We start from the raw sequence: 24,908 nt of genomic DNA, 5'->3' as shown, positions 1-24,908 counted from the left end.
GATTTCTGTTTTAAAAAACGTATGCTTTTTTTGTTTTCAGTCTTGCCAGAACATCTTATAATAGAGAAGAGAAAGGAAGCGGATAAAATGAACAAGACCTCGTCTTCCAGAGAAAAAATGATAACGGTTAAGTTTTATACGAATTATCTTTCTCGCATGATGATGCCGAATTTAAGTATTTTTATTGCGTGGATGCTGATTTCATTCCTGCTGCCTTTTTTTTCAGTCGATCAACAAGTGATCCAGCAAATGGAACAAGGGGTCTTGACTGTGTTGCTGCCCCTCATGATTGCTTATACAGGTGGGCAAATGTTGGCACCTGAGCGAGGTGGGGTCGTAGGAGCAGTGGCGGTCTTAGGGGCTATTCTCGCAACGGAAATTCCCCAAGTCTTTGGGGCGATGCTACTGGGACCACTGGCAGGCTGGCTGTTGTATCGCAGTGATTCGATCGTGAGCAAAGTCAAAAGTGGCTATGAGATGCTGGTGCGCAATTTTATTGCAGGTGCGCTTGGCGGACTCCTTTTTTTAGGTAGTTATTTCCTATTGGCGCCGCTTTTTAATTGGTTCAGTCTCGGCAGCTATCAGCTCGTTGATTATTTCGTTCGGCAAAATGTCTTGCCCTTTATTCATATCATTGTAGAACCATTGAAGGTTTTGTTTTTTAATAATATTGTCAACCATGGACTATTTACGCCGCTAGGAATCGAAGCCGCGGCAGTTAACGGTCAGTCGGTTTTATTTTTGATCGAGGCCAACCCCGGTCCAGGATTAGGGGTCTTAGCGGCGTATCTTTTCTTTGGTTCAAAGCGAAACCGAACGAATGCCGCAGCATCCATTTTTGTGCAGGCCATTGGCGGGATTCATGAAGTCTATTTCCCGTTTGTTCTGCTCGATCCTTGGGTGTTGCTCGGTCCGATCGTTGGTGGTTTCAGCGGTACACTGATCTTCCAATTTTTAGGAGTAGGCTTGAGAGCACCGGCGTCCCCGGGCTCGATTTTGGCGATTTTACTCAATACACCGGCTTCTATGATCCTTGGTGTCTTAACTGGGATTGTCGTCAGTACGGTCGTATCGTTTGCGATCGCTAGTGTGCTATTAAAACGGAAGACCAATACAGAAAATGAGGAGCGTAAGATGCCGAAAATGAAGAAAGTCACGGAGATCGTCGTGGCCTGTGACGCAGGGATGGGGTCCAGTGCGATTGGTGCCAGCATACTAAAAAAACAGTTGCAAGAAGCCCAGCTAACGTTTCCTGTCCGCTATCAGTCGATTTATCGTGTGACGGATGATCCCAAGCTGTTAGTGATCACCCAACGGGAATTAGCAGCTATTGCCCAAAAGCAGACACCACATGCACAGCATTATGTGTTAGATAATTTTTTTGCGGCAGATGAGTATGCCCCGCTGATCCAAGAATTACAAAGAAGAGAACAGGATCCGCAAAAATCGCTGCAAACCGAGGCAGCAAGTTCGCTAGGGTTTTCAACGATCATCTTTTTGTATACTGGAAAAAAACGCGGTTCACAAACGATGGCAGTGGAGATACTAAGAAAAATGGCCCGCCAACAAGCGCTTCCTTTGACCATCAAAAAAATGGCATATGAAGGACAAGCTCTTGATCCTAAGACAGTCTATATCCTCCCGAAAGAACTTGCAGAAAAGTGCCCGATCCCAGATGTTCCTTTACTGGTGGTGGATGATTTATTGACGACAGATGCGTATCGTCAGTTACTGACAGAAGGAGTCGACTATGTTTTTGACCAATCGTGAAACACTTTTATTAACGGAATTGATGAATAGTACCGGTCCAGTTTCTTTAGATCGCATGATGCAAGTCTTAAAAGTCAGTAAACGAACGGTGTACCGTGAACTGGCTAATCTAGAAAAATCCTTAGAAACAGTAGATGCTACCTTAGAGAAGGTCGGTCGTGGTCATTTCCAAATTTTTGCATCAGAAACGAGCATTCGCCAATTGCAAGAAGCCATTATGGCAGATACCGATCAAGCATTCGCGGCTAGTGAGCGACAACATCGTATTTTGTTGCAACTGACTACCGCCACGAAGCCTGTATCCAGTCATTTTTTCTTGGAGCGTTACCAAATCAGCAATACGACGTTTTTTTCAGATATCAAACAGCTAGAAGAAAGTCTCGCACGGCTGCCGTTAAGGATCGTGCGCAATCAAGGGTATGAGATCGAAGGCTCCGAAAAATATCGGCGGTTGATCACAGCCAATACACTAGTGATGGAGATCAATGAGTACCAATTTTTCCATTTACTGGAAAGCGATGATGAAGCCCCGTTTATTTTTCAATTTCTGTCCCGCGACCACCTATTACTAGCCCAGCGGTTGATTCGCGAAACCATCGAGCCGCAGTTCAAGGAACTTAGTGACCGCAAATTGGCCTTTATCGTCTTGATGCTGGCGCTAGCCATGGATCGGGTAGCTTTGGGCTATACGGTGGAAGAAGAGACGTACCCGAGTCAGATCAACAAAGACTTGCTGAAGGTGGCGAAAAAGATTTTTGCTCAGATCGCCGAAAAGACCAAACTGCTTTATTCCATCAACGAAATCGTCTTTTTTGCCGTGTTACTAGGTGATTTTGCCAATTCCTTTGACCGTGATTTTTTTGATGACAATTTTGATACCGACTTGGCTTATCGTGTAAAACGCTTGATCGAATTGGTCAGTGAGCAAACGGAAGTGGCGTTTTATGAAGACACGAACTTGTATAAAATGCTGCTGACCCATATCTCAGGAGTAATGACGCGGGCTATTTTAGAAGAAGATCATTTGAACAACCCTATCCTAGAAAAAATCATGAACCAGTATGTCGAGATTGCCAGCGGGATTCGCAATCATCTGCCGCAAGTCTTTCCGCAGCAGCAGTTCTCGGAAGAAGAAATTGCCTATATGGTCCTGCATTTTGCCAATTCGTTGGAAAAAAATCCGAAAGTGTTAGAAGTCAATATTGCAGGGATCTCTCCTAGCGGATTAGCCTCCATCAGTTTGTTAGAGATGCAGCTGCGGAAACATTTTCCCTTTATCAATCAAATCACCTTCTTTCGAGTGGGGGATGTCAAACGGGAAAATATCGAGGAGACCTATGACTTGGTGATCTCGACTTCATTGCTGCCAGGGTATCAAGGAGAGTACAAACTCGTTTCACCGATCCTGCTAGAAGAAGACATTCAAGAGTTGAAGAAGGCCTTCCAAGCCATTAGTCAGAAAAAACGTTCCGCCAAAAAAGCGCCCTCTGCTTTGGTCAAAGAGGAATCCTATGAAGCGGTCTTGGCTTTTATCGAAGCTATTAACCAGCTATTGGCGCTGTTTCAAGTGCAGGCGATTGATAACCCAGCGGACTTGGAAGAAACGTTGCAGCGGGTGCTGACGTCTTTTGATGCACATGTTGTTTTAGATCGTGAGAAAGTTGTTGATCGTCTCTTAAGGCGCTACTTCCAAGCGCCAGTGGGCATTCCTGACACCCACTTTGCCTTGTTTCACGCGGCGAGTTCGGCGATCCTGCAACCTGTTTTTCGTATTTTCGATTTGAAACAGCCGCTGCCACTTCTAGCGATGGATAAAAAAGAAATCGCTGTTACCCGTTTATTAGTCATGCTGGCGCCCTATCCTATCAATGAAACAAGCTCTCAGATGTTAGGGAAGATCAGTGGTTCGATCATTATGAATGATCTAAATACGGAGATTTTTAATTCCGGCAATGATTCGATTATTTATCAGTTACTCTCTTCGCTCTTGATTGAAGAAGTAAAACAATAGGAGGGATCAGCGATGTATATTCCACAGGAGCGGATTTTGTTGGATCAACACTTTACCGATGCCACAGAGGCTCTGACAAAAATTGGCGAGTACTTAGTCAACCAGGAGATCGTCTCTTTACCTTATGTCAAAAGCCTTTTGCGGCGCCATCAAAAAACAGGTGTTTACATCGGTAACTTTGTTGCATTGCCCCATGGGGAAGAAGAAGCCCAGCAATGGATCAAGGAAGAAGGGCTCTTTTTGATCCAAGTGCCGGATGGCGTCGACTTTGGCACGAAGGAGCAACCCAAAATCGCTACGATCCTTTTCGTAGTCGTCTTAAAAGAGCAGCAATTAGCTGTTTTGCAAGAAATCGCCTTTTTTTGTTCCGATATGCAAAATGTTCGGGCGCTTAGTGATGCCGAATCGGTTGAAGAGATCCAACAGATTTTGCTTGCAGAAGAATAAGCGGTCAGTAGCAGACTGGCTTGTAACAAGAGAAGCGAACGAAATGAGTGAATGAGCTGCCTCCGTGTGCTCGCTCTTTCTACCTTGTGTAGAAGGAGCGGGTACACGTTTTTTTTTGTGTTTTGGCAAAAACCAGATAGAAATGCTCCACGTGAAACATAACAAAAATAAGCGAGTGCAGGGGCTACTCGCCTTTTTTTGTTCTATCCGTTTGGCTACAAGTTTTGGCACAGTTTTTTGTGACAAAGTACGACTTTCGACCGTTTTGGGAAGCGCCTACAATAAGGGTGTAAGCAGACGAGAGGAGAGAAAAAAATGGAACAGACACAAAAAGCAGCCAAATCATCAGTAAAAGCAAAAGTTCAAAAATTAGGCAGTACGTTGTCGAGTATGGTGATGCCGAATATCGGCGCATTGATTGCATGGGGTGTATTAACGGCATTATTTATTCCAGATGGGTATTTACCAAATGAAGCCTTTGCAACGATGGTCGGTCCAATGCTGACGTATTTGATCCCAATCTTGATCGGGTATACCGGCGGGAAAGTGATTGCTGGCGACCGCGGGGCCGTGGTTGGGGCGATCGCGACGATGGGGGTCATCGTCGGAACGGATATCCCAATGCTATTGGGTGCGATGATCATGGGTCCTTTAGGCGGTTGGGTCATCAAGAAATTTGACGAGATCTTCCAAGACAAAGTTCGCGCTGGCTTTGAAATGTTGGTCAACAACTTTTCATCAGGTTTGATCGGCTTTGCCTTAGCATTACTGGGCTTTGTAGCAATCGGACCAGTTGTTAACACCTTGACACAAGCAATGGCAGCAGGGGTAGAAGTGATCGTCAATGCCCACTTGATTCCATTAGCCAATATTTTTATTGAACCAGCAAAAATCCTATTCTTAAACAATGCCATCAACCATGGAATTTTGACACCACTAGGTACTGAGCAAGTCAGCGAATTTGGGAAATCGATTCTTTACTTATTAGAAGCCAATCCTGGACCTGGTTTAGGAGTCTTGCTAGCCTTCACTTTCTTCGGAAAAGGAGCAGCGAAATCTTCGGCACCTGGAGCGATCATCATTCACTTTATCGGTGGGATCCATGAGATCTACTTCCCATACGTCATGATGAAACCATTGATGTTCTTAGCAGTGATTGCCGGCGGTGTATCAGGAAGCTTTACCTTCCAATTGCTAGGTGCAGGCTTACGGGCACCTGCTTCACCAGGTTCGATCATTGCGATCTTAGCAATGACGCCATTCAACTCGGTGATGAGTGTCGTTTCTGTCTTAGCCGGAATTGCCGTAGGAGCAGGCGTATCCTTTATCGTCGCTGCCGCGATCTTGAAAGCAGATGCGAAGGATACAGTGGATAATTTTGAAGAAAAAGTACAACAAACGCAAGCAGCAAAACTCAGCGCTAAAGGCTTGGCGGCTCAACCAATGACTGGCATCAATCGTATCATCTTCGCATGTGATGCAGGCATGGGCTCCAGTGCTATGGGGGCATCGATCTTACGTAAAAAAGTCAAAGAAGCGGGTCTTCCACAAAATGTCTCGAATTCCGCCATCAACAATTTGACGGACGATGCCAATACGCTGATCGTCACTCAAGAAGAATTGCAAGAACGTGCCAAACAAAAAGCGCCAAATGCGACCTTCGTCGCGGTTGAAAATTTCCTGAACTCTCCACGGTACGATGAAATCGTAGCCACATTGTCAGGGACTAAGACAGCGGGGGAGTCAGAAAAAACGTCTGAAGCAGGCAACCAGGCAGATGTTCCTTCCGCCAATGACCTTAAGCAAGTCAGTGAAATCATTTTGGCCCACGATGATCGCAAAGGTTCGGCAACGATGGCTCAGAAAGTCTTCCAAGATCTTTTAGCCAAAGAAGCTCTGACGATGCCGATCAGAAAAAGCCATATCAATGATCTCCATGCCAACGCCTCTTCCCTGGTGATCACAAAAGAAGCCTTAACGCCGCAAGCGCAAACTTCAGCGCCAGAAGCGATCCACCTATCCGTTAATAATCTGATGGGAACGACGAACTATCAACGGATCGTGGCATCGATCAAAGCAGCGAATTAAGAAAGGATGAGCCGAATGCAAGTATTAGAAAAAGACATGATTGAATTGAACAAACAATTTGCGACCAAAGAAGAAGCCATTCGTTACTGCGGCGAAAAATTGCTGGCGGCAGGCTGTGTGGAAGAAGAATACGTCGAAGCCATGCTTGAGCGTGACGAGATGCTCTCAGTCTATATGGGGAACTTTATTGCGATTCCTCACGGCACGGATGAAGCCAAAAAATACGTCAAAAAATCAGGTATCTGTATCGTGCAAGTACCTGATGGCGTGAATTTCGGTACCGCGGACGAAGAAAAAATCGTCACCGTTCTTTTCGGCATCGCGGGCAAAGGGGAAGATCATCTGCAATTGGTCCAACAAATCGCCCTCTTTTGCAGTGATATCGATAACGTCGTCGAATTGGCGGATGCTTTGGATAAAGAAGAAATCGCCCAAAGTTTGACCGTAGCATAAGGATTTAAGGAGGAGACAAGACATGAAGGCAGTTCACTTTGGTGCAGGTAATATTGGTCGCGGCTTTATCGGCGAGATATTGGCTGCCAACAACTTTGAAATCACATTTATTGATGTCAATGAAACGATCATTGACGCCTTAAAAGCAAGACAAGGGTATACCATCGAATTAGCCGATGAGACCCAAGAACAGATCCACATCGAGCATGTGACAGGATTGAACAATGCCAAAGAACCAGAAGCGGTGATCCAAGCGATCGCCGAGGCAGACATCCTTACGACCGCCATTGGTCCCAACATTTTGCCGCATATCGCTGAGCTGATCGCCAAAGGCTTAGAAGCACGTCAGCAACACCCAGACAAGCCAGCCATTGATGTGATCGCCTGTGAGAATATGATCGGCGGATCGACCTTTTTAAAAAGCGAAGTGCAAAAATACATTGCGGATTGGTCAGCGTTGGAAGCGACGGTTGGTTTTCCAGATGCAGCGGTGGATCGCATCGTACCGCTGCAGCACCATGAAGATCCCTTATTCGTTCAAGTAGAACCCTTCTGCGAATGGGTGATCCAAGAGTCTGGGATGAAATCCTCGATCCATCTGCAAGGGGTCCATTATGTGGCGGATCTGGAACCGTATATTGAACGGAAATTATTCAGTGTCAATACGGGTCATGCCACGGTAGCGTACACAGGCGCCCTCCAAGGCTATCAGACGATCGATGAAGCGATGCAGGATCATTTAGTGGTGATCCAATTAAAATCCGTTCTCGAAGAAACTGGCCGCCTTTTAATTGAGAAATGGGCCTTTGATCCTGAAGAACATGAACGGTATATCGAAAAAATCATCCAACGCTTTAAAAACAAGCACATTTCCGATGCCATCACTCGGGTGGCACGGACACCTGTCCGCAAATTAGGGACCGAAGAACGCTTTATCCGACCAGTCCTTGAGTTAGAAAAACGCAACATGCAGCCAGATCATCTCTATGAAACGATCGGCATGATCTTCAATTACAAAGACCCTGAAGATGAGCAAAGCCAACAGTTACAAGCACTTTTGGATGAAAAATCACTACCGGAAGTCATTGCAGAAATCACTGGCTTGCGTGATGAAGACATGATTGAAACGATCCGACAAAACATTGAAAAATATGCGTATGTTGCCGCATAAAAACGAGTAACACACAGAACAAGCAGATAAATTGCCGCATCCGTAAAAGTTAGCCCAACAAGCGAGCTTTTGCGGATAGGTCAATTTCTTTCAACGCTTGTTCTGTGTTTTTTTGCTCACCGATTGACCTTTGCTGCCAACTTGACGATAATAAGAAAAGAAATGAGGGAGAGCAATGGAACGATGGTTTGAAGAAGCCCAGCTTCAAGTAATTGAGTTGCCGATCGAATGGCAGGAAAACCGTCCCGTCTATCGGGCCTTTATCCGTGAATTGCCGACGATCCAAGGGGAAGGAACTTCGCGGCAAGCTGTTTATCGGCAGTTGGCAGAAGCCTACGCGGCTTACCTTGCCCAACTTCGAGAGGTCAATGAGGCGCAGGAAGAAATGACGTCTTCCTTATTATCGACGGAAGAATTATTGCGCTACTATGATGGCGAGACCTTCGATGGTTTTGAGTTGCCCTCTGACGAGTAACAGGAAACGAGCCATGAACTGAAAACTGAAAAGCTACGCAAGAAAAAACCGCTCAGCTGCAGCTCGATCGATACGAAGGATCAAACGCTGCAACTGGCGGCTTTTTTTCTATCAAAGAAACCACGTCTTATTCGCGGTTAGTTCAATGCCTCAGTAATCGCTTGATTGAAGGCATCTAAGTCATCTGGGTTCCGACTGGTGATCAACCGATAGGTTTCGTCGATCACGACGGGCTCATCTTTTACGGTGGCACCTGCGTAGGCTAAATCTGGTCGCACAGAATCATAAGCCGTCAAGGTCAAATCTTTCGTCAGTCCTGTTTGGATAAACAGTTGTGGGCCGTGGCAAATGGCAAAGACGGGGCGATCAGATGTCAAAAAGTCTTTCGTCAATGACACATAGCGCTCATCGGTCCGTAATTGGTCAGGGGAGAAACCGCCTGGGATCAACAAAGCATCAAAACTGGCGGGATCGATCGTATCGATGGCCGCATCGACGGGAAACGTTCCACCTTGTTTGCCTTTTACGGTCTCGGTGCCTTCATTACTAATAACGACTACTTCATGTCCGGCCGCTTCCAGTGCTTCTTTTGGTGACGTCAACTCAACATCTTCTACTAGATCAGTGACAATAATAGCAACTTTACTCATTCGATCTCCTCCTTATTACTTGATGAACAATTTGTTCACCTGCTATTATTTATGCTAACGAAGATTTTCGCTGTTGACAAATCATCTGTTTTGTCCGCAGCTTGAAAAAGAAAGAAGGCAACGCCATGGCAACGATCCAACTATTTATCTCTGATACTCCCCTTTGCTTTGAAAAAGCGGAATTCATTTTTATGGAAGAAACATTTGTCATCGAGAAACAGCAACTATTTGAAAAAGTCGATGCGGTGATGCATCAAGAGGTATCCTCGTCCTTGGTTTCATTGGTAGAAAAAGCCCTTTTGACGCTAGAAGCGATCGGGGAAGAAGAGGATTATTTCGACCTGCTTTATTTGACCTATGAGAATACCCGGCGTTCCCTCAGCGGACAGCAATTACTCGCACAGCCGTTTCCAGCTGTAGAGGCAGCCTTGCAGCCGGTCTTTGATGAGTTGGCAGAACCGATCATAGAAAAGTTTTATGAAGAGCTGACCAATCAATTAGAAGAAATCGCTGATGATGAGCTGTTTAGTTCCTACTATCTGGATGATGAGCAAGCGGTGATTCAAATCGATGCGCCGATCCAACATGAAGAAGTAATCGCTTTGCCCGCCCTTTTACGAGATTACCATGGCACGTTGCACCTGACCTTTGAAAAGTTTTATGAATACCTTGTGTAGCGGCGGCAACTGTCGTCGTTATTTTTTGTGAAAACAGTTACATGTTTAGTTTTTTTTAAATCCTGCGACAGAAGCCTCGGGAATCTTGACCCTTTTGTCAGAAACGATTATAAAGGTAAGAAGAGGCTGAAGGAACCGAGACTGCCGATGGGCAGAATCGGGTAAGAAAAGGATGAGAATCATGCGAAAAGTCCCGCCTATTTTAAAACCAATTGCACTTTTAACGATATCAACGATCATTGCCACTGCTACCGGCGTGGTGAATTCAGGCAGTTACCGCCAACCAAGTCGTGCGACGGAAACGACAGAAACGACCGAACAAGCACCAAGTGAAAGCACACCGTCTTCGATGACAGAAGACAGTCAAAATCAAACACCTGCTAGCACGGACTCACAACCGACGAACGATGACCAGCAGACCACACCGTCATCCAGCAGTGAAGTAGTAACACCAGAAACGACCCCGTCTTCTTCGGTGCCTGCAGAAACGACGCCATCAAGCGATGCCAATGTTTCACCGGCACCATCGGAAAACAATCAGGAAACACCTTCTTCAAGTGAAGAGACCACGCCAGATCCACAAGGGATCATGGATGAGAATCAAGGAAATGAGTAGGTGAGAAAATGACGCTTATTTTAGATTTAATCAACGGCATCCACAAATTTTTGGGCTATCTTGACATCAGTCCCAAATACTTGAATCGCGCCTATACCATCCTCAGTATCATTCCAACGGCGTATATTTTGCGGATCATCTATGGAATGTTTGCGAACCAAAACTATTTTCAAGCGATCCTTTATACGATCGGCTTTTTGGTCTTAGTCTATTTCTGGGTACTGAATATCTTCTATTATTTCTTGAATAAAAACATGAAGTTCGATGTTACTCAGACCTTTGTCAAAGTCTTACCGGACGAAGTCTTCAATATTGAAGGGGAAACTATCAGCACCACCGACATTGATCGTTTGACGACTGAAAAAGCGGTGATCGATTTTGAAGAAGACTATCAGCTGGTATTGGCGAATCATTTGCAGACCTTGATCGCTCAAGAAGAATTGGCGATCAAACCGTCATCCAACGGCTTTACGATTCCGAAAAATACCTTGTACCCTTACTATTTTGTCAAACAGCAAGGGAAAAACGAGTACGTATTGCAGATCGGGACCAGTTACACGGAGATGACGAAAGTTGGCACGATTCAATGGACCGGCAAGCAACCTTTAGAGCCAGTGGGCTTATTTATCACTGGCGGTGATTTTGTCAAAAACGATGTCAAGTACCACGAACCATACAGTTTAAAATTGTATGTCAAAAAAGAGGTCTCCGAAGAAGAACCGCAGACCTCAAGACAGGCGTATCGACGACAAGCACGCAAATAAGAAAAGGCAGTTCCCCCAGAGCGTTCTCTGAAGGGACTGCCTTTTTGGTATCTCGGTTATTCGATCGGAATGTTTTTTGCAGGTGCGTCTTTGTAGCTAGCTTTCGGTAAAGTCAGGGTCAAAACGCCGTCTTCAAACACTGCTTTGATGGACTCGTCATCAATGTCTGTGATGGTGAAGGTCCGTTGATAGGCACTGCTGGAGCGTTCTTTGCGCAAATAATGTCCGAAATCATCCTCGGTTTCAGTGGTTTCTGTTTGAGCAGCTGAAATCGTCAGCGTGTTGTTGACGTAACTGACGCGGATGTTTTCTTTCTTGATGCCGGGTAAATCTGCTTGAACGAGATACTTGTCTTCGTATTCTTTAATGTCCGTGTTCATTTGTCGTTCTTGCCAAAAACTGTTCATTAATTTGCCTAATAGTTCTTCGCCGCCTGCTAAATCTCTTGGAATCAAATTTGCCATGTGGTTCCCCCGCTTTCTTTTATCCATTGAGTTGGTACCTCTATTTTACGAGGAACCAAGCCAAAGGGCAACCAAAATGGCAACAATCATAAAAACAAGAGAAATCACTCAACTATCTTATAAGAATCTGCTATGATAGAACTAAATAACTATCAGATGATTGGATGAATGAAGATGGAGATTATTGAAAAAGCGCCAGCTAAGATCAACCTCGGTCTCGATGTGTTAGAGAAAAGAACAGACGGCTACCATGAGTTGGAAATGGTGATGTCTAGTGTTGATCTAGCCGACCGTCTGATAATGGAAGAGATAGCAGAAGATAAGATCATTGTAGAAACCAACAAAGCTTTTTTACCGATCGATAAACGCAATAATGTCTATCAGGCCGCCAGTATTTTAAAAAAACGCTATGGTATCAAAAAAGGCATCCGCATTCGCATCACCAAGAATATCCCGGTGGCAGCTGGGTTAGGTGGTGGCAGTACGGATTGTGCGGCAGCGCTGCGGGGGATGGTTCGCCTTTGGGACTTGGACCTCTCCATGGCAGAGCTGATCGATATTGGTATGGAAGTTGGCACTGATGTTCCCTATTGTCTGTATGGGACCACTGCTCATATTGCAGGAAAAGGGGAGCTGGTGACGCCGCTGCGGCCGATGCCGCAATGTTGGGTCATCTTAGTCAAACCTCGTCTGAGTGTTTCAACGGGGAAAATCTTTCAAGAAGTTGAGCTGGACCAACTGCACCATCCAGATATCGCAGCATTGTCTGCCGCCGTCTTAGCCGAAGATTACCCAGCAATGATCGCTGCCATGGGCAATAGCCTAGAAGCCATCACGATCCCGAAGTATCCGATCGTCCAACAGATCAAAGATCGCATGATGAAATACGGCGCCGATGTTGCCTTGATGACCGGCAGCGGACCGACTGTCTTTGCTCTTTGTCAAAAATATTCGCGGGCACAGCGGGTCTATAATGCCTTAAAAGGATTCTGCGATGAGGTTTATCTTGTACGTACATTGAAATGAATGAGTCAAGGACACAGGCTGGATTCGCCTGTGTTTTTTTGCATTCCTTCTATAAAATCCAGTTCAATAGTAAAGAATAAGGCAGCTGAGGTAGGGAGGAAGCATCTAGAAGCTACCTTACAGAAAAGACCCCGACGAAAAAAAGGCGTCGGGGTCTGATTCTTTACCTAAAGCAAAGGCTATTCTTTTTGGTGCTGCTTCTTTGCGGATTTTTTCTTTTTGTCTTCTTCATACAATGGTTTGTCGATCGTTTTGCGGATTTCTTCGGTTTGCTGCGATGCAGGATCTTCTGGTAAATCGATTCGATTCAGCAGTTCGCTGTTGTTTACAGTTGGCGGCACAGTTACAAATTCGTTCATCTTCGTTTCCTCCAAGTGCTTTTAGCTTATTATCCTACTTACTCTCTAATTTTTCAATTTATCACAAAGGAATCGCATGGCCAACGGTGTAAAATAAGACGATGTTCCCGAGAGAAGAATCCGCTTCAAATGAACGTTTTCTCCTATGTTTTCCGATTTATCTCGAAATAAAAGTTTTAAATCGTAAAACGTACGATTTGTCTTGACGAACCGGAAATCATTTGATAGAGTAACTTTTGCTAACAAAACGGAGTTGTTCCGTTTTAAAAATAAAAAGATGAGCCAGCAAATGGAAGGGGAAATCCCGATGAAAAAAATCTTACTTACTACAGCACTCCTTTTAGGGGGCGTGCTTCTTGGCGCTTGTGGGCAGCAAGAAGCGACAAGTCAATCGAGTGACGCAGAAAAGCTGTCGATCGTCACGACCTTTTACCCAATGTACGAATTTACGAAAGAAGTCGCAGGTGAGGCAGCGGATGTCTCCTTGCTGATCCCTGCAGGAACAGAACCTCATGACTATGAGCCAAGTGCCAAAGATATGACCAAAATTATGGATGCAGATGCCTTTGTCTACAATAGTCCTGAGCTAGAAACTTGGGTTGCTAGTTTGACGGATTCCGTCGATCCTGAGCAAACAGCAGTGATTGAAGCGGCCAAAAACATTCAGTTGGTGGAAGGCACAGAGGAAGAGCATGGTCACGAGGACGAAGACAGCCATGAAGGCCATGATCATACGTATGACCCTCATGTTTGGACTGACCCAGTCTTAGCGATCCAAGAAGTAGAAACGATCCGCGATGACCTGATTGCGAAGTTTCCTGAGCAAAAGGCAACCTTTACGGAAAATGCGGCTGCCTATATCGAAAAGCTTTCTGCTTTAGATGAAGCCTACCAAGCGGCATTAAAGGATGCGACCCAACGAACCTTCGTTACGCAGCACGCAGCCTTTGGCTATTTGGCACGGCAGTATGATTTAGTCGAAGAATCGATTTCGGGCATTTCACCCGATCAAGAACCAACGCCAAGTCGGTTGGCTGAGCTGAAAGAATATGTGGAAGAAAAACAAGTCAAAGTTATCTATTTTGAAGAAAATGCCTCATCGAAGGTGGCTGAGACCTTAGCCTCTGAAACGGGCGTGGAGTTAGCGGTCTTGAATCCATTAGAAAGCTTGACGCAAGAGCAGATGGATAACGGCGAAACATACCTGTCTGTAATGGAAGACAATTTGGCAGCATTACAAAAAAGTATTCACTAAGGAGGCGCCTGCGTGCGTTATATCGATGTAAAAGATTTGACCTTTTATTATGATGATGAGCCCGTCTTGGAAGACATTTCTTACTTTGTTGAAGACGGCGAATTCGTGATTTTGACCGGCGAAAATGGGGCGGCAAAATCTACTTTGATCAAAGCAACCCTTGGTTTGTTGAAACCTTCTAAAGGTGCAGTCACCTTGGCGACCAAGAATGCAGCTGGTGAAAAATTAAGCATCGGCTACATTCCTCAGCAGATTGCTTCCTTTAACGTCGGGTTCCCCAGCACCGTTTTGGAATTGGTCCAATCAGGCCGCTACCCAAGAGATCGTTGGTTCAAGCGACTGACGAAACGAGACCATGAACATGTCCGCCGTGCATTAGATGCCGTCGGGATGTGGGACGTGCGTCATAAACGGATCGGTGAGTTGTCCGGTGGCCAAAAACAGCGGATCAGCTTGGCACGGGTCTTTGCCACGGATCCTGATTTATTTATTTTAGATGAACCGACTACGGGGATGGATGAACAATCCCGCAATCTGTTTTATGAACTGCTGCGGCACAATGCTCATGACCACGGCAAGTCGATTTTGATGATCACTCATGATCACGAAGATATCAAAGAATATGCGGACCGTCAGATCCGTTTAGTGCGGAAGGAGGATTCACCATGGCGCTGCTTTCATATGAATTCATGAGAAGAGCTTTTCTTGCGGCGATTTTTATTGCTGGTATCGCACCAATGCTAGGGGTCTTTCTGGTGATTCGACGACAGTCATTGATGGCTGATACGCTGTCCCATGTCTCTTTAGCAGGGGTGGCACTAGGCTTCTTTCTAAATCTAAATCCGAGTTTGACGACGCTATTGATCGTAGTCATTGCCGCAATCATTTTGGAATACTTGCGAACACTGTACCGCAGTTATTCAGAGATTTCGATCGCCATTTTGATGTCCGGCGGTTTAGCGTTAGCCCTCGTCTTGATGAACCTTAGCGGTGGAAACTCCGCAACGAGTATCCAATCGTATTTGTTTGGGTCGATCGTTACGATCACACAAGAGCAAGTTTGGATCTTAGGCTTTTTGTTTTTAGTCGTTTTTGCTTTATTTTTCTTATTCAAACGGCCCATGTACATTTTGACCTTTGATGAAGATACCGCTCATGTCGATGGCTTGCCTGTGCGAGTGATGTCGATGCTCTTTAATGTCTTGACGGGGGTGGCAATCGCCATGATGATCCCGATTGCGGGTGCATTGCTGATCTCTGCGATCATGGTTTTACCAGCTGCCATCAGTATGCGTTTAGGCAAAAGCTTCAACGCGGTGATTTTGATCAGTGTCGTGATCGGCATGATTGGGATGATGTCTGGTTTGACCAGTTCCTTTTATTTGGACACACCACCGGGAGCGACGATTACGCTGGTTTTTATCGCTCTTTTCTTAGTAATCAATTTGATCAAACGCATCGTGATCCTCGTGCAACGAAAACAACGCCTCAAATAAAGGGCTTTATGAAAAAGAAACGAAGAATTTTCGTTTCTTTTTTTTAAACTCTAATCAAAACCGAACGATATAAGCAATATTTCAGATAATGCTCGCATTTATCCAAAAAAAGCCTTATAATAAGGCGAATAAACTAAAGGAGTTGTCCGGTGTGAAAATACGTCGAAGTGAACGACTGATCGATATGACACATTACTTGTTGAATCATCCCCATGAATTGATTTCATTGTCCTTCTTTTCTAAACGATATGCCTCTGCAAAATCATCGATTAGCGAAGATTTATCTATTATCAAAAAGACCTTTAAAGAACGAGGAACAGGCATTCTTGATACCGTGCCAGGCGCTGCTGGCGGTGTTTTTTTTGTGCCTGAAATTTCTGAAGAAGAAGCGTATGCGTACGTCGAAGGGCTGGCAAAACGCTTGTCTGAGCAAGACCGTTTGTTGCCTGGCGGCTATGTCTATCTATCTGACTTATTGGGCGAACCGGAATTGCTGCGCCAAGTCGGCCGCATCATCGCTTCCAAATATTTAGGCGAACAAATCGATGCGGTGATGACCGTTGCTACTAAAGGAGTTCCGATCGCTCAAGCAGTCTCTTACTACTTGAATGTTCCCTTCGTGATCGTGCGTCGTGATTCCAAGATCACTGAAGGCTCGACCGTGAGTGTCAATTATGTCTCTGGTTCTTCAGAGCGGATCGAAAAAATGGAATTATCCAAACGCAGCTTAAAGCGCGGCTCTAGAGTATTGGTGGTCGATGACTTTATGAAAGGCGGCGGCACGGTCAATGGGATGAAGAGCTTGATTGAAGAATTTGAAGCCGAATTAGTCGGTATTACGGTTTTTGCCGAAACGAAATTCAAAGGCAAGCGGGCCATCAGCGATTACAGCTCTCTGCTGTATGTTGAAGATGTCGATACCCAGACCAAAACGATCTCGGTAGTACCGGGAAATTATTTTGAGAAAAAAGCCTGATTTTTGTGGCTCTTAGACTGGCGCAAGCAGCTGTTTTTCGAACGGCGGCCGCCAGTCTTTTTTTGATTGGTCTAGGTAGGGATTCCTTAAATCGTTGAAATTTACAAGTACTTGGGCTAAACTGTTTATAGGAAATTCAATGAACAAAAATCGTTCAGATTGATAGGAGTGGAATACGTGGACGCACGTTTTGCAATAATTTTAGCGGCTGGAAAAGGCACGCGCATGAAATCGAAGTTATATAAAGTGTTACATCCGGTTTGCGGTAAGCCAATGGTGGAGCACATCATGAACCGAGTGGTGGAAACAAATCCTGAAGAGATCGTGACGATCGTTGGTCACGGGGCGGAAATGGTCAAGGAGCAACTGGGGGATCGCACCAATTACGCCTTACAAGCCGAACAATTAGGTACCGGTCACGCTGTCGTTCAAGCCGAATCATTTTTAAAGGGCAAAAAAGGCACGACCTTAGTAATTAGTGGGGATACGCCGTTATTGACGACGGAAACCTTGAATAACTTGTTCGATTACCATCAAGGGAAAAATGCATCGGCAACGATCTTGACGGCACAAGCGGCAGACCCAACGGGCTATGGCCGGATCGTACGGGATCATGTCGGCATCGTGGAAAAAATCGTCGAGCAAAAAGATGCGTCGACCGAAGAAGCACTGATCCAAGAAATCAATACAGGCACGTATTGCTTTGACAATGAATTGTTATTTGACGCCTTGGCAAAATTAGATACGGACAATGCTCAAGGGGAGTACTACTTGACTGATATTATCGAGATCTTAAAGGAAGACGGCAAAATCATCGCTGCTTATCAAACCGAAGATTTCCATGAATCTTTAGGAGTCAACGACCGCATCGCCTTAGCCGAAGCCAATCGCTTGATGCGCCAGCGGATCAACCGTCAACACATGCAAAACGGCGTGACCTTGATCGACCCGGCGACGACTTATATCGACGAAGGCGTTGTGATTGGTTCAGATACCTTGATCGAAGCCGGTGTGATCATCAAAGGGCAGACGACGATCGGAGAAGACTGTGTCATTACGGCAGCTTCTGAAATTGAAGACAGCAAGATCGGCAACCAAGTGACGATCAAGGCATCGACGATCGAGGAGAGCATCATTCATGATGGCGCCGATGTCGGTCCCAATGCCCACCTTCGCCCCAATGCGGAAATTTTGGCCCATGCCCATATCGGTAACTTTGTGGAAATCAAAAATGCGACAATTGGTGAAGGCACCAAAGTCGGACACTTGTCCTATGTCGGTGATGCAACCTTAGGCAAAAACATCAATGTCGGCTGCGGTGTAGTCTTTGTTAATTATGACGGCAAGAGCAAATTCAAAACGACTGTCGGGGACAATTGCTTTATCGGCTCCGGGTCTAATCTGGTTGCGCCCTTGACCATCGAAGAGGAAACGATGATCGCTGCTGGCTCAACGATCACCAAAGATGTTCCTAAACACAGTATGGCGATTGCCCGCGCCCGTCAGGAAAATAAAGCGGATTACGCGAAAAAGTTACCTTATCTAAATTAGAAATAGCGAAATGACTTGATTTCTTAAGGAAAAATGACTACTATTTATTAGGAAGAAGATTCTAGTAAAAAGGAGTCATTTTTTTCTAGATGAACGCAAAGAAAGTGGAGGTTCTCATGTCAAATCATTATTTTGATCCAAGATTGAAGATTTTTTCTCTGAACTCAAATCGTCCTTTGGCGGAAAAAATCGCAGCTGCAGTAGGTGTTGAATTAGGTAAGTGTTCAGTCAAACAATTTAGCGATGGTGAAATCCAAGTGAATATTGAAGAAAGTATTCGTGGTGCCCACGTCTACGTGATTCAATCAACCAGCAGCCCTGTAAACGATAACCTAATGGAATTGCTGATCATGATCGATGCTTTGAAGCGCGCCAGTGCGAAGACGATCAATGTAGTAATGCCTTATTATGGTTATGCAAGACAAGACCGCAAAGCGCGATCAAGAGAACCAATCACCGCAAAACTTGTAGCAAACATGATCGAAAAAGCCGGTGCGAACCGTATGGTTACACTGGATTTGCATGCTTCACAGATTCAAGGGTTCTTTGATATCCCAGTTGACCACTTGATGGGTGCACCATTGATCGCCAACTACTTCTTGGAAAGAGGCATTCAAGGCGATGACGTCGTAGTCGTTTCACCAGACCACGGTGGCGTGACTCGTGCCCGCAAATTAGCTGAGTTTCTTAAGTCACCAATCGCGATCATCGACAAACGTCGTCCGAAAGCCAACGTAGCGGAAGTCATGAATATCATTGGTCATGTTGAAGGCAAAACTTGTGTCTTGATCGACGATATGATCGATACTGCTGGTACCATCACATTGGCTGCGAATGCGTTGAAACAAGCAGGTGCCAAAAGTGTTTACGCCTCATGTACTCACCCTGTCTTGTCAGGACCTGCCTTGGAACGAATCGAAGATTCGGCCATTGAGCATCTAGTTGTGACAGATTCGATTTACTTGCCAGAAGACCGTAAGTCGAAAAAAATCGATGAGATCAGTGTTGGTGCCTTGATGGGCGAAGCGATCAAACGAATCCATGAGAACAAACCAGTAAGTCCACTGTTTGAATCAAAATTATCAATTTAATCGTGCCTCATAAGCATGAGAACAACAGCCAATGGTCGGTCTTTAACCGCTCATTGGTTGTTTTTTTCTGAGGAGTTTCAGGATGTTTTTAGAAAAAACGATCGCAGTCATGTTTCTTTTCACCAATTTATGGTATTCTTGAAAGTGACTTGCGAAACGCAAGCACAAAATAAAATAGAATCTAATCACAAAGGGGAGTCTGCAAAGGCTGAGAATGAGAGTACTCTAAACCCTTCGTACCTGTTTCGATCATGCGAACGTAGGAATTGTGACGAGTTGAAGTGTCTAACACTTCTCCTTTGTGAATTGTGATGATTCTAAAGGAGGAGTTTTTTTTGAAACGAAAAATGTCGCTGCAAGTGTGGACGGAAGGAACGATGATTGCTGCTATCGGGGTCGTCTTGTCGTATATCCCGATCCAGACAGCCAATTCCAGTATCGACTTGTCTCTAGGGCTCGTGCCCTTGGTCTTGTATTCGTATCGTCGCGGGGTGCTGCCGGGAATGACGGCGGGATTTATGTGGGGCTTGCTGAATATTTTGATTGGTAGCGCCATGCGTAACTTTATCACCGTTCCACAGATCATCTTTGAATATCCCTTTGCCTTTGCTTTTGGCGGGATGGGCGGCTTGTTTGCTAATAAAATCCAGCAAGCGATCCGTCAAAACAGCAAAACCGTTACGTGGTATGTCGTCTTAGGGGGCATCGTGGCGGTGATTAGCCGTTGGTTTTGGCATTATTGGGCAGGGGTTTTTGTCTGGGGAATGTACGCACCAGAAGGACAAAGTCCGTATCTGTATTCCTTGATCTTCAATGGAACATCGGTCATCATCAATATCGTTTATGTGGGCGTTGTATTAGGTCTCTTAGTTAAGGCAGCCCCGAAATTATTTGTGCCTAAAGCTTAGTTTTAGAAATGGAACCATGAAAAAATGTCTTGATGCTCTTTGAAAAAGAGAAGCATCAAGACATTTTTTTGTCGAAAAAGCCAAAAGCCAAATCTTCTTGATCAATTTCCAACGACCAGTTTTTTTTGCTGGCTGAGTAGCGCAAAACTGCAATTTGATCTAACTCTTTTTGATTGACCAATGTGCTTTTCAAGCCAGCATCTTCTGACAGATAGATCGGAATCGTATAAGTTTTATCGATCAGTTGTTCTTGTGTCAGACAGAAGACGATGCCTTCTTGCATGATTCCCCGCAACTCTTTCAGCAAATTAAAATCGAGTTTTTCCACCGGTGTTGCTTTTTTAAAAAAGGAGAGGCGATCATTGATTTTTTCTAAGACGATGCGGGTGATCCGATCCGCCAAGATTCGGTAATATTCATCTAAGTAGCGATAATAAACGCGGGAACGTGCATCTTTTAAGTCAAAGAAAACAAAGTTATTTTGCAGTTTGTAAAAGAAAGGGGAGTGGAGGTGTGTCTTCATGTGGCCAAAATATAACAATTCGGAGATCTCTAAAGGCGTCAATTCTTTGACCATCTCGTAATCATTAAAATCGATCCACTTCATTTCTTCGGCAATGCGACCTTTGTTGATTTGCTGAAAAAACAGTTGGACATCTTCCATTCCGCGTATCACTTTTAAGCCCGTATGACCGTCGAATTCGCCGAAATCACTGGAAGGATCAAGCAAGAGCAAATTCTTGGGCTGATGGACGATGCTCTTGTTAAAATCTTGGGGGGCAAGCCCGCGGGTCAAGACGGCATTGCTGGTTGTATCAATATGTACGTAAATCGTGTTAGACATGCCGATCGATCCCTCCTATATACTAAGTTCATTCTACAACAAAGCGCTGAAAATTGCTTGTATCTTTTCGTTTAAAGTTATATTACAAAATAACAGAAAAAACAATTTTTAAGTTCCCTTTTTCGACAAAAAAAGGCAAATCTTGTCTTTTCGTAAAAAAACTGGCCAAAATTGGCGTCTTTATGAGGATTTTGGTATGATAAAAGAAGAAACTAATGGAGACGAGAACCTATGAGAAAAAAGAAAAGCAGACTTTCGAATTGGCTGAGCAATCTCTTTTTGCTTGTGCTGTTATTGATTGGTTTAGCATTGATTTTTAATAATCAAATCAAAAATTATTTTATTAAACAAACAGGTGAAGCATACGCAGTCGGCACCATTGATCGTAGTGAGGTCGAAAAAAATATGGAAGCGGAAGCGACCTTTGATTTTGATGCCGTGGAGCCGGCAAGTTCAGAAGCAGTCTTACGGGCGCAGCTGAGCAACAAAGCTTTGCCAGTGATCGGCGGCGTGGCGGTTCCCAGTGTTGGGATCAATCTGCCGATTTTTAAAGGCTTGGCCAACGAGGCCTTGCTGTATGGTGCTGGTACGTTAAGTCCCACCCAAAAAATGGGGGAAGGCAATTACGCGTTAGCTAGCCATCGCGCTCAATCGCCAGAGCTCCTGTTTACACCATTGGATGATGTCGCGATCGGGGCGGCTATCTATGTGACCGATCTGGAAAATATTTACACGTATACTGCGACTTCTTCTGTGCGGGTCGACCCGACCGATGTTTATTTGCTTGACGAAGTAGAAGGCCGCAAAATGATCACGCTGATCACCTGTGGGGAAATGGGCGGTGTCACCCGTCGTGTGATCCAAGGTGATCTGGAATCTGTAACGCCTGTCGACGAAGCAACGGATGAGATGTTGGCAGCATTCAACATGGCACAACGAACATTTTAATCAAAAGAATAGCTCGAGTGGTACGGCAGCTGGCGTGTCATTCGTCTATTCTTTTTTGCTTAAGGAGGCGTCTTGATGAAAGTGAAAAAACTGACTTCGATCGATTTTCTTGCACAAAGGGCAGGGTTTCAAGAAAGCCGACTCGTCTTTTCCTTTTTTGAGTCGCACTCAAAAGCGCGACGAGCCTTTCTTGCCGACATGGCGCAGCAGGGCTGGCAGATCGACAGCCGTTATGGCCGCTTTTACCTTGCCGGGCAGTTTGATTTTGACCAAAAGACACTGACCATCACCAATCTGCTGGTGGAAGCGGCCGCCGAGTTTACTTGGAAACAACTGCTGGCCGTGACAGAAAGCTTCGCCCGCAGTCGCTTTGTAGCAGCCGTCTTGTGGCAGCTTCCTCATCGGCCCCCCTTGGCTGAATGGTTTATCCAGCAAGGGTATCAGGTGGTCCCTCAAGGGTATCAAAGAGCGCTAGCTTATCAGACGGCGCTGGTTTTAGGCGGTGGCGGTGCTCATGGGGCGTATCAAATCGGGGTTTGGCAAGCGCTGCAAGAACGGGGCATCACCTTTGAATGGATCACAGGAACTTCCGTCGGTGCGTTGAATGGTGCCTTGATTTTAATGAACGATGTGGAAGCGGCCGTCGATTTATGGGCAAATATCTCCAGCGAGCAAGTATTGCACTATCCGCTTGCTTCGGTACGAGCCCAAACGCTGCGGGATTTGATGAATCAAGCCAACTCGCTGGTCCGAGAAGCGGTCAAAAGCAACGGCGCCAGTACTGAACCCTTGGCAAAGCTTTTGCAAAAGACCTTTGATCAAGAAAAATTCAGCCAAACTGCTTGTCGTTTGCTGATCTGTACGACTCGTCTGCCAGATTTCAAGGAGACGGTTTATGCCTTTGATCCATCAGCAGTAGAAGAAAACCTGCATTGGTTATTGGCATCCGCCTCATTTTATCCAGCGATGCAGGCGCAAAAAATCAATGATGCCTATTATATCGATGGCGGCTATCGCAACAACCTGCCCATCGATGTCGCTCTACAGCAAGGGGCAACGGAATGTATCACCGTGGATGTCCAAGGACCCGGCATCAATAAAAGGACGGTTTTGACGGAAGAAACTGCGCAACTTTCGTTAGGGTCTCCTTGGTCCTTAGGCAGCTTTTTGGTTTTTGATGCCCAGCGTTCGCTGGATAATATGACCTTGGGCTATTTGGAAACCTTGAAAGTGTTCGGCAAATACCAAGGCCATTGGTATACCTTTGAAAAGACGGTTGATTTTCAGCCGTTATGGCGGGGCTTTTTGAAAGAGCTACGCCAGACAGACCCGTTGCTTTATCAGGAACTAAAGAAAAAAGAATTTTGGAAAAAAATGCGTAAATTCTATCAACAGGATGTGCCATTTGAGCAGTGGGGGCGTATACTGATAGAGTGTACCGCGAAAGTATTGTATCTAGCGCCTACGGTGATTTATGAGCAGGAAACGATTCTAACGGCTTTAGCTGAAAAAATTGCGCTAAAGGCAGTGGAAGAAGCCGATGCCTGGTCGATCACCGAGTGGCTGAGCTATTATCGCGACCGTTTTTTTGTCTTGTCCGAGCAAAACCGCTTTTTCTTTTTTTATCGGACGCAGCAATTGAATCTGCCCGCCCTTCAGCAGATTCGTCGGCGTTACCCGCTGACTGCTTTAATGGCAGCGTATAGTCACTATCTTTTGAAAGGAGCAGAAAATGGATAAATTTTCGTATGAAATCGTTGAAGAGATCGCCGTGCTTTCGGAAAATCAAAGAGGCTGGCGCAAAGAATTGAATTTGGTGAGCTGGAATGGGCGTCCGCCAAAATTTGATCTGAGAGATTGGGGCCCAGAGCACGAGAAGATGGGCAAAGGCGTGACCTTATCCAATGAAGAATTTGCAGAACTTAAAAAAGCCCTGCTTTCCATGTAAGAAAGCAAAAGGGTGAGGAGTGATCAAATGAAAAGTATGACTGGTTTTGGCAAAGGCAGTGCAGAAACGCCAGATGTGCAGATCGAAATTGAGATCAAAAGTGTCAATCAGCGCTTTTTGGACCTGCAGCTGCGAATGCCCAAACAATTGAATCCTCTAGAAGGTGCTTTACGGCAGTCGATCAAGCAGACCCTCCAGCGGGGGCGAATCGAATTGTATGTGACGTTAAAAGAAAAAACCGCAAATACGAAACAGATCGAGATCCAATGGGACCTGCTGGAACGTTTCATGCAGGAGATCGATACCGAAGCCAACGCCCGTTTTGACCTGACAGAGCTGCCAAAAGCAGCATTGCTGGAACAATTCCTGCTCCATGAGGCTTTTCTAACGATCTCTGATCAAGAGCCAGAAGAAAGCACCTTAGCCGATGGCGTGATGGAAGCATTAGACCAAGCGTTGGCAGCGATCGACCAAAGCCGCTGGGTGGAAGGGCAAGGCATTCTGCAGATCTTACAAGAAAATCAGCGACAGCTGCAGGAAAAACTAACAGAACTCAAACAATTCGTGACCCTCTATGAAGCGGACTACCAAGAACGCTTTGAAAAGAAACTGACTGCCTATCTAGGGGAAGAAGTCGAGCGCGATCGTTTACTGACAGAGTTGGCGATTTTATTAGAACGCGGCGATATCCACGAAGAACTGGATCGTTTAAGTATCCATTTAACGACGATGACGGAGCTGCTGGCAGCTGAGACGCCGATAGGTCGAGAGCTGGATTTCTTGATCCAAGAGATGAACCGAGAAGTCAATACGATTGGCTCAAAATCAAGTCCGATCCAAATCAAAAACAGTGTCGTCCAAATGAAGACGATCATTGAGAAAATCAGAGAACAAGTTCAAAACATCGAGTAGGAGGAATG

Annotated in this window: 26 protein-coding genes and 1 riboswitch; of the genes, 22 read left to right on the top strand and 4 right to left on the bottom strand. The window is 45.3% G+C overall.

The features are described 5' to 3' along the window. Window positions 1-21: 21 nt before the first annotated feature. From IGK63_RS15965 to IGK63_RS15935, 7 genes are all read left to right on the top strand, one after another. Window positions 22-1,770: a PTS Lactose/Cellobiose specific IIB subunit gene (locus IGK63_RS15965; protein WP_016612036.1), complete on the top strand. Its 1,749-nt coding sequence runs from the start codon at window positions 22-24 to the stop codon at window positions 1,768-1,770. Further along, window positions 1,751-3,781, top strand: a complete 2,031-nt coding sequence (locus IGK63_RS15960) for a BglG family transcription antiterminator (protein WP_016612037.1) — start codon at window positions 1,751-1,753, stop codon at window positions 3,779-3,781. The genes IGK63_RS15965 and IGK63_RS15960 overlap by 20 nt, the downstream gene beginning before the upstream one ends. A 12-nt stretch (window positions 3,782-3,793) precedes the next feature. Beyond that, the gene (locus tag IGK63_RS15955) at window positions 3,794-4,228 is read left to right on the top strand and encodes a PTS sugar transporter subunit IIA (protein ID WP_016612038.1); all 435 of its coding nucleotides are present in this window, start codon (window positions 3,794-3,796) and stop codon (window positions 4,226-4,228) included. 315 nt (window positions 4,229-4,543) lie between these two features. Then, window positions 4,544-6,316: a PTS mannitol transporter subunit IICBA gene (locus IGK63_RS15950; RefSeq protein WP_008381681.1), complete on the top strand. Its 1,773-nt coding sequence runs from the start codon at window positions 4,544-4,546 to the stop codon at window positions 6,314-6,316. 15 nt (window positions 6,317-6,331) lie between these two features. Next, entirely contained in the window at window positions 6,332-6,769 is a 438-nt protein-coding gene (locus IGK63_RS15945) for a PTS sugar transporter subunit IIA (protein WP_008381683.1), read from the top strand. 22 nt (window positions 6,770-6,791) lie between these two features. Next, window positions 6,792-7,940 (top strand): mannitol-1-phosphate 5-dehydrogenase, encoded by a 1,149-nt coding sequence (locus IGK63_RS15940; RefSeq protein WP_008381686.1) that lies wholly within the window; start codon window positions 6,792-6,794, stop codon window positions 7,938-7,940. Between the two features lie 175 nt (window positions 7,941-8,115). After that, complete coding sequence (locus tag IGK63_RS15935) at window positions 8,116-8,415, top strand: hypothetical protein (RefSeq protein WP_005232957.1); 300 nt, start codon at window positions 8,116-8,118, stop codon at window positions 8,413-8,415. A gap of 137 nt (window positions 8,416-8,552) precedes the next feature. On the opposite strand, the gene IGK63_RS15930 is transcribed toward IGK63_RS15935, so the two are convergent. Further along, window positions 8,553-9,065: a type 1 glutamine amidotransferase domain-containing protein gene (locus tag IGK63_RS15930; protein WP_016612040.1), complete on the bottom strand. Its 513-nt coding sequence runs from the start codon at window positions 9,063-9,065 to the stop codon at window positions 8,553-8,555. 125 nt (window positions 9,066-9,190) lie between these two features. Between IGK63_RS15930 and IGK63_RS15925 the strand changes: the two genes are divergently transcribed. The 3 genes from IGK63_RS15925 (at window position 9,191) to IGK63_RS15915 (ending at window position 11,122) form a co-directional block, all read left to right on the top strand. Further along, window positions 9,191-9,742 carry a hypothetical protein gene (locus IGK63_RS15925; RefSeq protein WP_034871948.1) on the top strand — a complete coding sequence of 184 codons (552 nt, stop codon included), beginning with the start codon at window positions 9,191-9,193 and terminating at the stop codon, window positions 9,740-9,742. Between the two features lie 181 nt (window positions 9,743-9,923). Continuing rightward, the gene (locus tag IGK63_RS15920; RefSeq protein ID WP_034871951.1) at window positions 9,924-10,358 is read left to right on the top strand and encodes a hypothetical protein; all 435 of its coding nucleotides are present in this window, start codon (window positions 9,924-9,926) and stop codon (window positions 10,356-10,358) included. Between the two features lie 8 nt (window positions 10,359-10,366). Continuing rightward, complete coding sequence (locus IGK63_RS15915; RefSeq protein WP_005232961.1) at window positions 10,367-11,122, top strand: DUF6681 family protein; 756 nt, start codon at window positions 10,367-10,369, stop codon at window positions 11,120-11,122. Between the two features lie 56 nt (window positions 11,123-11,178). On the opposite strand, the gene IGK63_RS15910 is transcribed toward IGK63_RS15915, so the two are convergent. Continuing rightward, window positions 11,179-11,586, bottom strand: coding sequence for an Hsp20/alpha crystallin family protein (locus IGK63_RS15910; protein ID WP_034871953.1), 408 nt, complete (start codon window positions 11,584-11,586; stop codon window positions 11,179-11,181). A 174-nt stretch (window positions 11,587-11,760) separates the two neighbouring features. Here IGK63_RS15910 and ispE point away from each other — a divergent pair, with 174 nt between their 5' ends. Beyond that, window positions 11,761-12,612 (top strand): 4-(cytidine 5'-diphospho)-2-C-methyl-D-erythritol kinase, encoded by an 852-nt coding sequence (gene ispE, locus IGK63_RS15905; protein ID WP_008381696.1) that lies wholly within the window; start codon window positions 11,761-11,763, stop codon window positions 12,610-12,612. Window positions 12,613-12,791: 179 nt separating this feature from the next. On the opposite strand, the gene IGK63_RS15900 is transcribed toward ispE, so the two are convergent. Further along, a complete protein-coding gene (locus IGK63_RS15900) occupies window positions 12,792-12,971 on the bottom strand; it encodes a hypothetical protein (RefSeq protein WP_005232965.1) in 180 nt (59 codons plus the stop codon). 307 nt (window positions 12,972-13,278) lie between these two features. Here IGK63_RS15900 and IGK63_RS15895 point away from each other — a divergent pair, with 307 nt between their 5' ends. The 7 genes from IGK63_RS15895 to thiT all read left to right on the top strand — a co-directional run bounded on the left by IGK63_RS15895 (window position 13,279) and on the right by thiT (window position 20,248). Next, on the top strand, window positions 13,279-14,226 hold the full coding sequence (locus IGK63_RS15895; protein ID WP_034878800.1) for a metal ABC transporter substrate-binding protein: 948 nt from the start codon (window positions 13,279-13,281) through the stop codon (window positions 14,224-14,226). 12 nt (window positions 14,227-14,238) lie between these two features. Continuing rightward, window positions 14,239-14,919 (top strand): metal ABC transporter ATP-binding protein, encoded by a 681-nt coding sequence (locus IGK63_RS15890; protein ID WP_005232967.1) that lies wholly within the window; start codon window positions 14,239-14,241, stop codon window positions 14,917-14,919. After that, window positions 14,892-15,722, top strand: coding sequence for a metal ABC transporter permease (locus tag IGK63_RS15885; protein ID WP_005230272.1), 831 nt, complete (start codon window positions 14,892-14,894; stop codon window positions 15,720-15,722). Before IGK63_RS15890 ends, IGK63_RS15885 begins: the two co-directional genes overlap by 28 nt. A gap of 151 nt (window positions 15,723-15,873) precedes the next feature. Next, on the top strand, window positions 15,874-16,698 hold the full coding sequence (purR, locus tag IGK63_RS15880; RefSeq protein WP_008381701.1) for a pur operon repressor: 825 nt from the start codon (window positions 15,874-15,876) through the stop codon (window positions 16,696-16,698). 177 nt (window positions 16,699-16,875) lie between these two features. After that, a complete protein-coding gene (gene glmU / locus IGK63_RS15875) occupies window positions 16,876-18,249 on the top strand; it encodes a bifunctional UDP-N-acetylglucosamine diphosphorylase/glucosamine-1-phosphate N-acetyltransferase GlmU (RefSeq protein WP_034871957.1) in 1,374 nt (457 codons plus the stop codon). Window positions 18,250-18,365: 116 nt separating this feature from the next. Continuing rightward, on the top strand, window positions 18,366-19,340 hold the full coding sequence (locus IGK63_RS15870; protein WP_008381705.1) for a ribose-phosphate diphosphokinase: 975 nt from the start codon (window positions 18,366-18,368) through the stop codon (window positions 19,338-19,340). 181 nt (window positions 19,341-19,521) lie between these two features. Continuing rightward, window positions 19,522-19,623: riboswitch (TPP riboswitch) on the top strand. 52 nt (window positions 19,624-19,675) lie between these two features. Continuing rightward, the gene (gene thiT / locus IGK63_RS15865) at window positions 19,676-20,248 is read left to right on the top strand and encodes an energy-coupled thiamine transporter ThiT (RefSeq protein WP_008381706.1); all 573 of its coding nucleotides are present in this window, start codon (window positions 19,676-19,678) and stop codon (window positions 20,246-20,248) included. Window positions 20,249-20,303: 55 nt separating this feature from the next. Here thiT and IGK63_RS15860 read toward each other — a convergent pair whose 3' ends face one another. Then, window positions 20,304-21,092 carry a hypothetical protein gene (locus tag IGK63_RS15860; RefSeq protein WP_005232973.1) on the bottom strand — a complete coding sequence of 263 codons (789 nt, stop codon included), beginning with the start codon at window positions 21,090-21,092 and terminating at the stop codon, window positions 20,304-20,306. A gap of 231 nt (window positions 21,093-21,323) precedes the next feature. Between IGK63_RS15860 and IGK63_RS15855 the strand changes: the two genes are divergently transcribed. The 4 genes from IGK63_RS15855 (at window position 21,324) to IGK63_RS15840 (ending at window position 24,900) form a co-directional block, all read left to right on the top strand. After that, on the top strand, window positions 21,324-22,040 hold the full coding sequence (locus tag IGK63_RS15855) for a class A sortase (protein WP_005232974.1): 717 nt from the start codon (window positions 21,324-21,326) through the stop codon (window positions 22,038-22,040). A 75-nt stretch (window positions 22,041-22,115) separates the two neighbouring features. Next, entirely contained in the window at window positions 22,116-23,780 is a 1,665-nt protein-coding gene (locus tag IGK63_RS15850; protein ID WP_016612052.1) for a patatin-like phospholipase family protein, read from the top strand. Then, the gene (locus tag IGK63_RS15845; RefSeq protein ID WP_005230288.1) at window positions 23,773-23,988 is read left to right on the top strand and encodes a YdbC family protein; all 216 of its coding nucleotides are present in this window, start codon (window positions 23,773-23,775) and stop codon (window positions 23,986-23,988) included. Before IGK63_RS15850 ends, IGK63_RS15845 begins: the two co-directional genes overlap by 8 nt. A 27-nt stretch (window positions 23,989-24,015) precedes the next feature. Next, window positions 24,016-24,900 carry a YicC/YloC family endoribonuclease gene (locus IGK63_RS15840; RefSeq protein WP_008381708.1) on the top strand — a complete coding sequence of 295 codons (885 nt, stop codon included), beginning with the start codon at window positions 24,016-24,018 and terminating at the stop codon, window positions 24,898-24,900. Window positions 24,901-24,908: the final 8 nt, after the last annotated feature.

This window comes from Enterococcus sp. AZ040 (assembly GCF_050499185.1).
Classification (GTDB): Bacteria; Bacillota; Bacilli; order Lactobacillales; family Enterococcaceae; genus Enterococcus_D; species Enterococcus_D entomosocium.
This window is presented reverse-complemented; position numbering and strand designations above follow the sequence as displayed.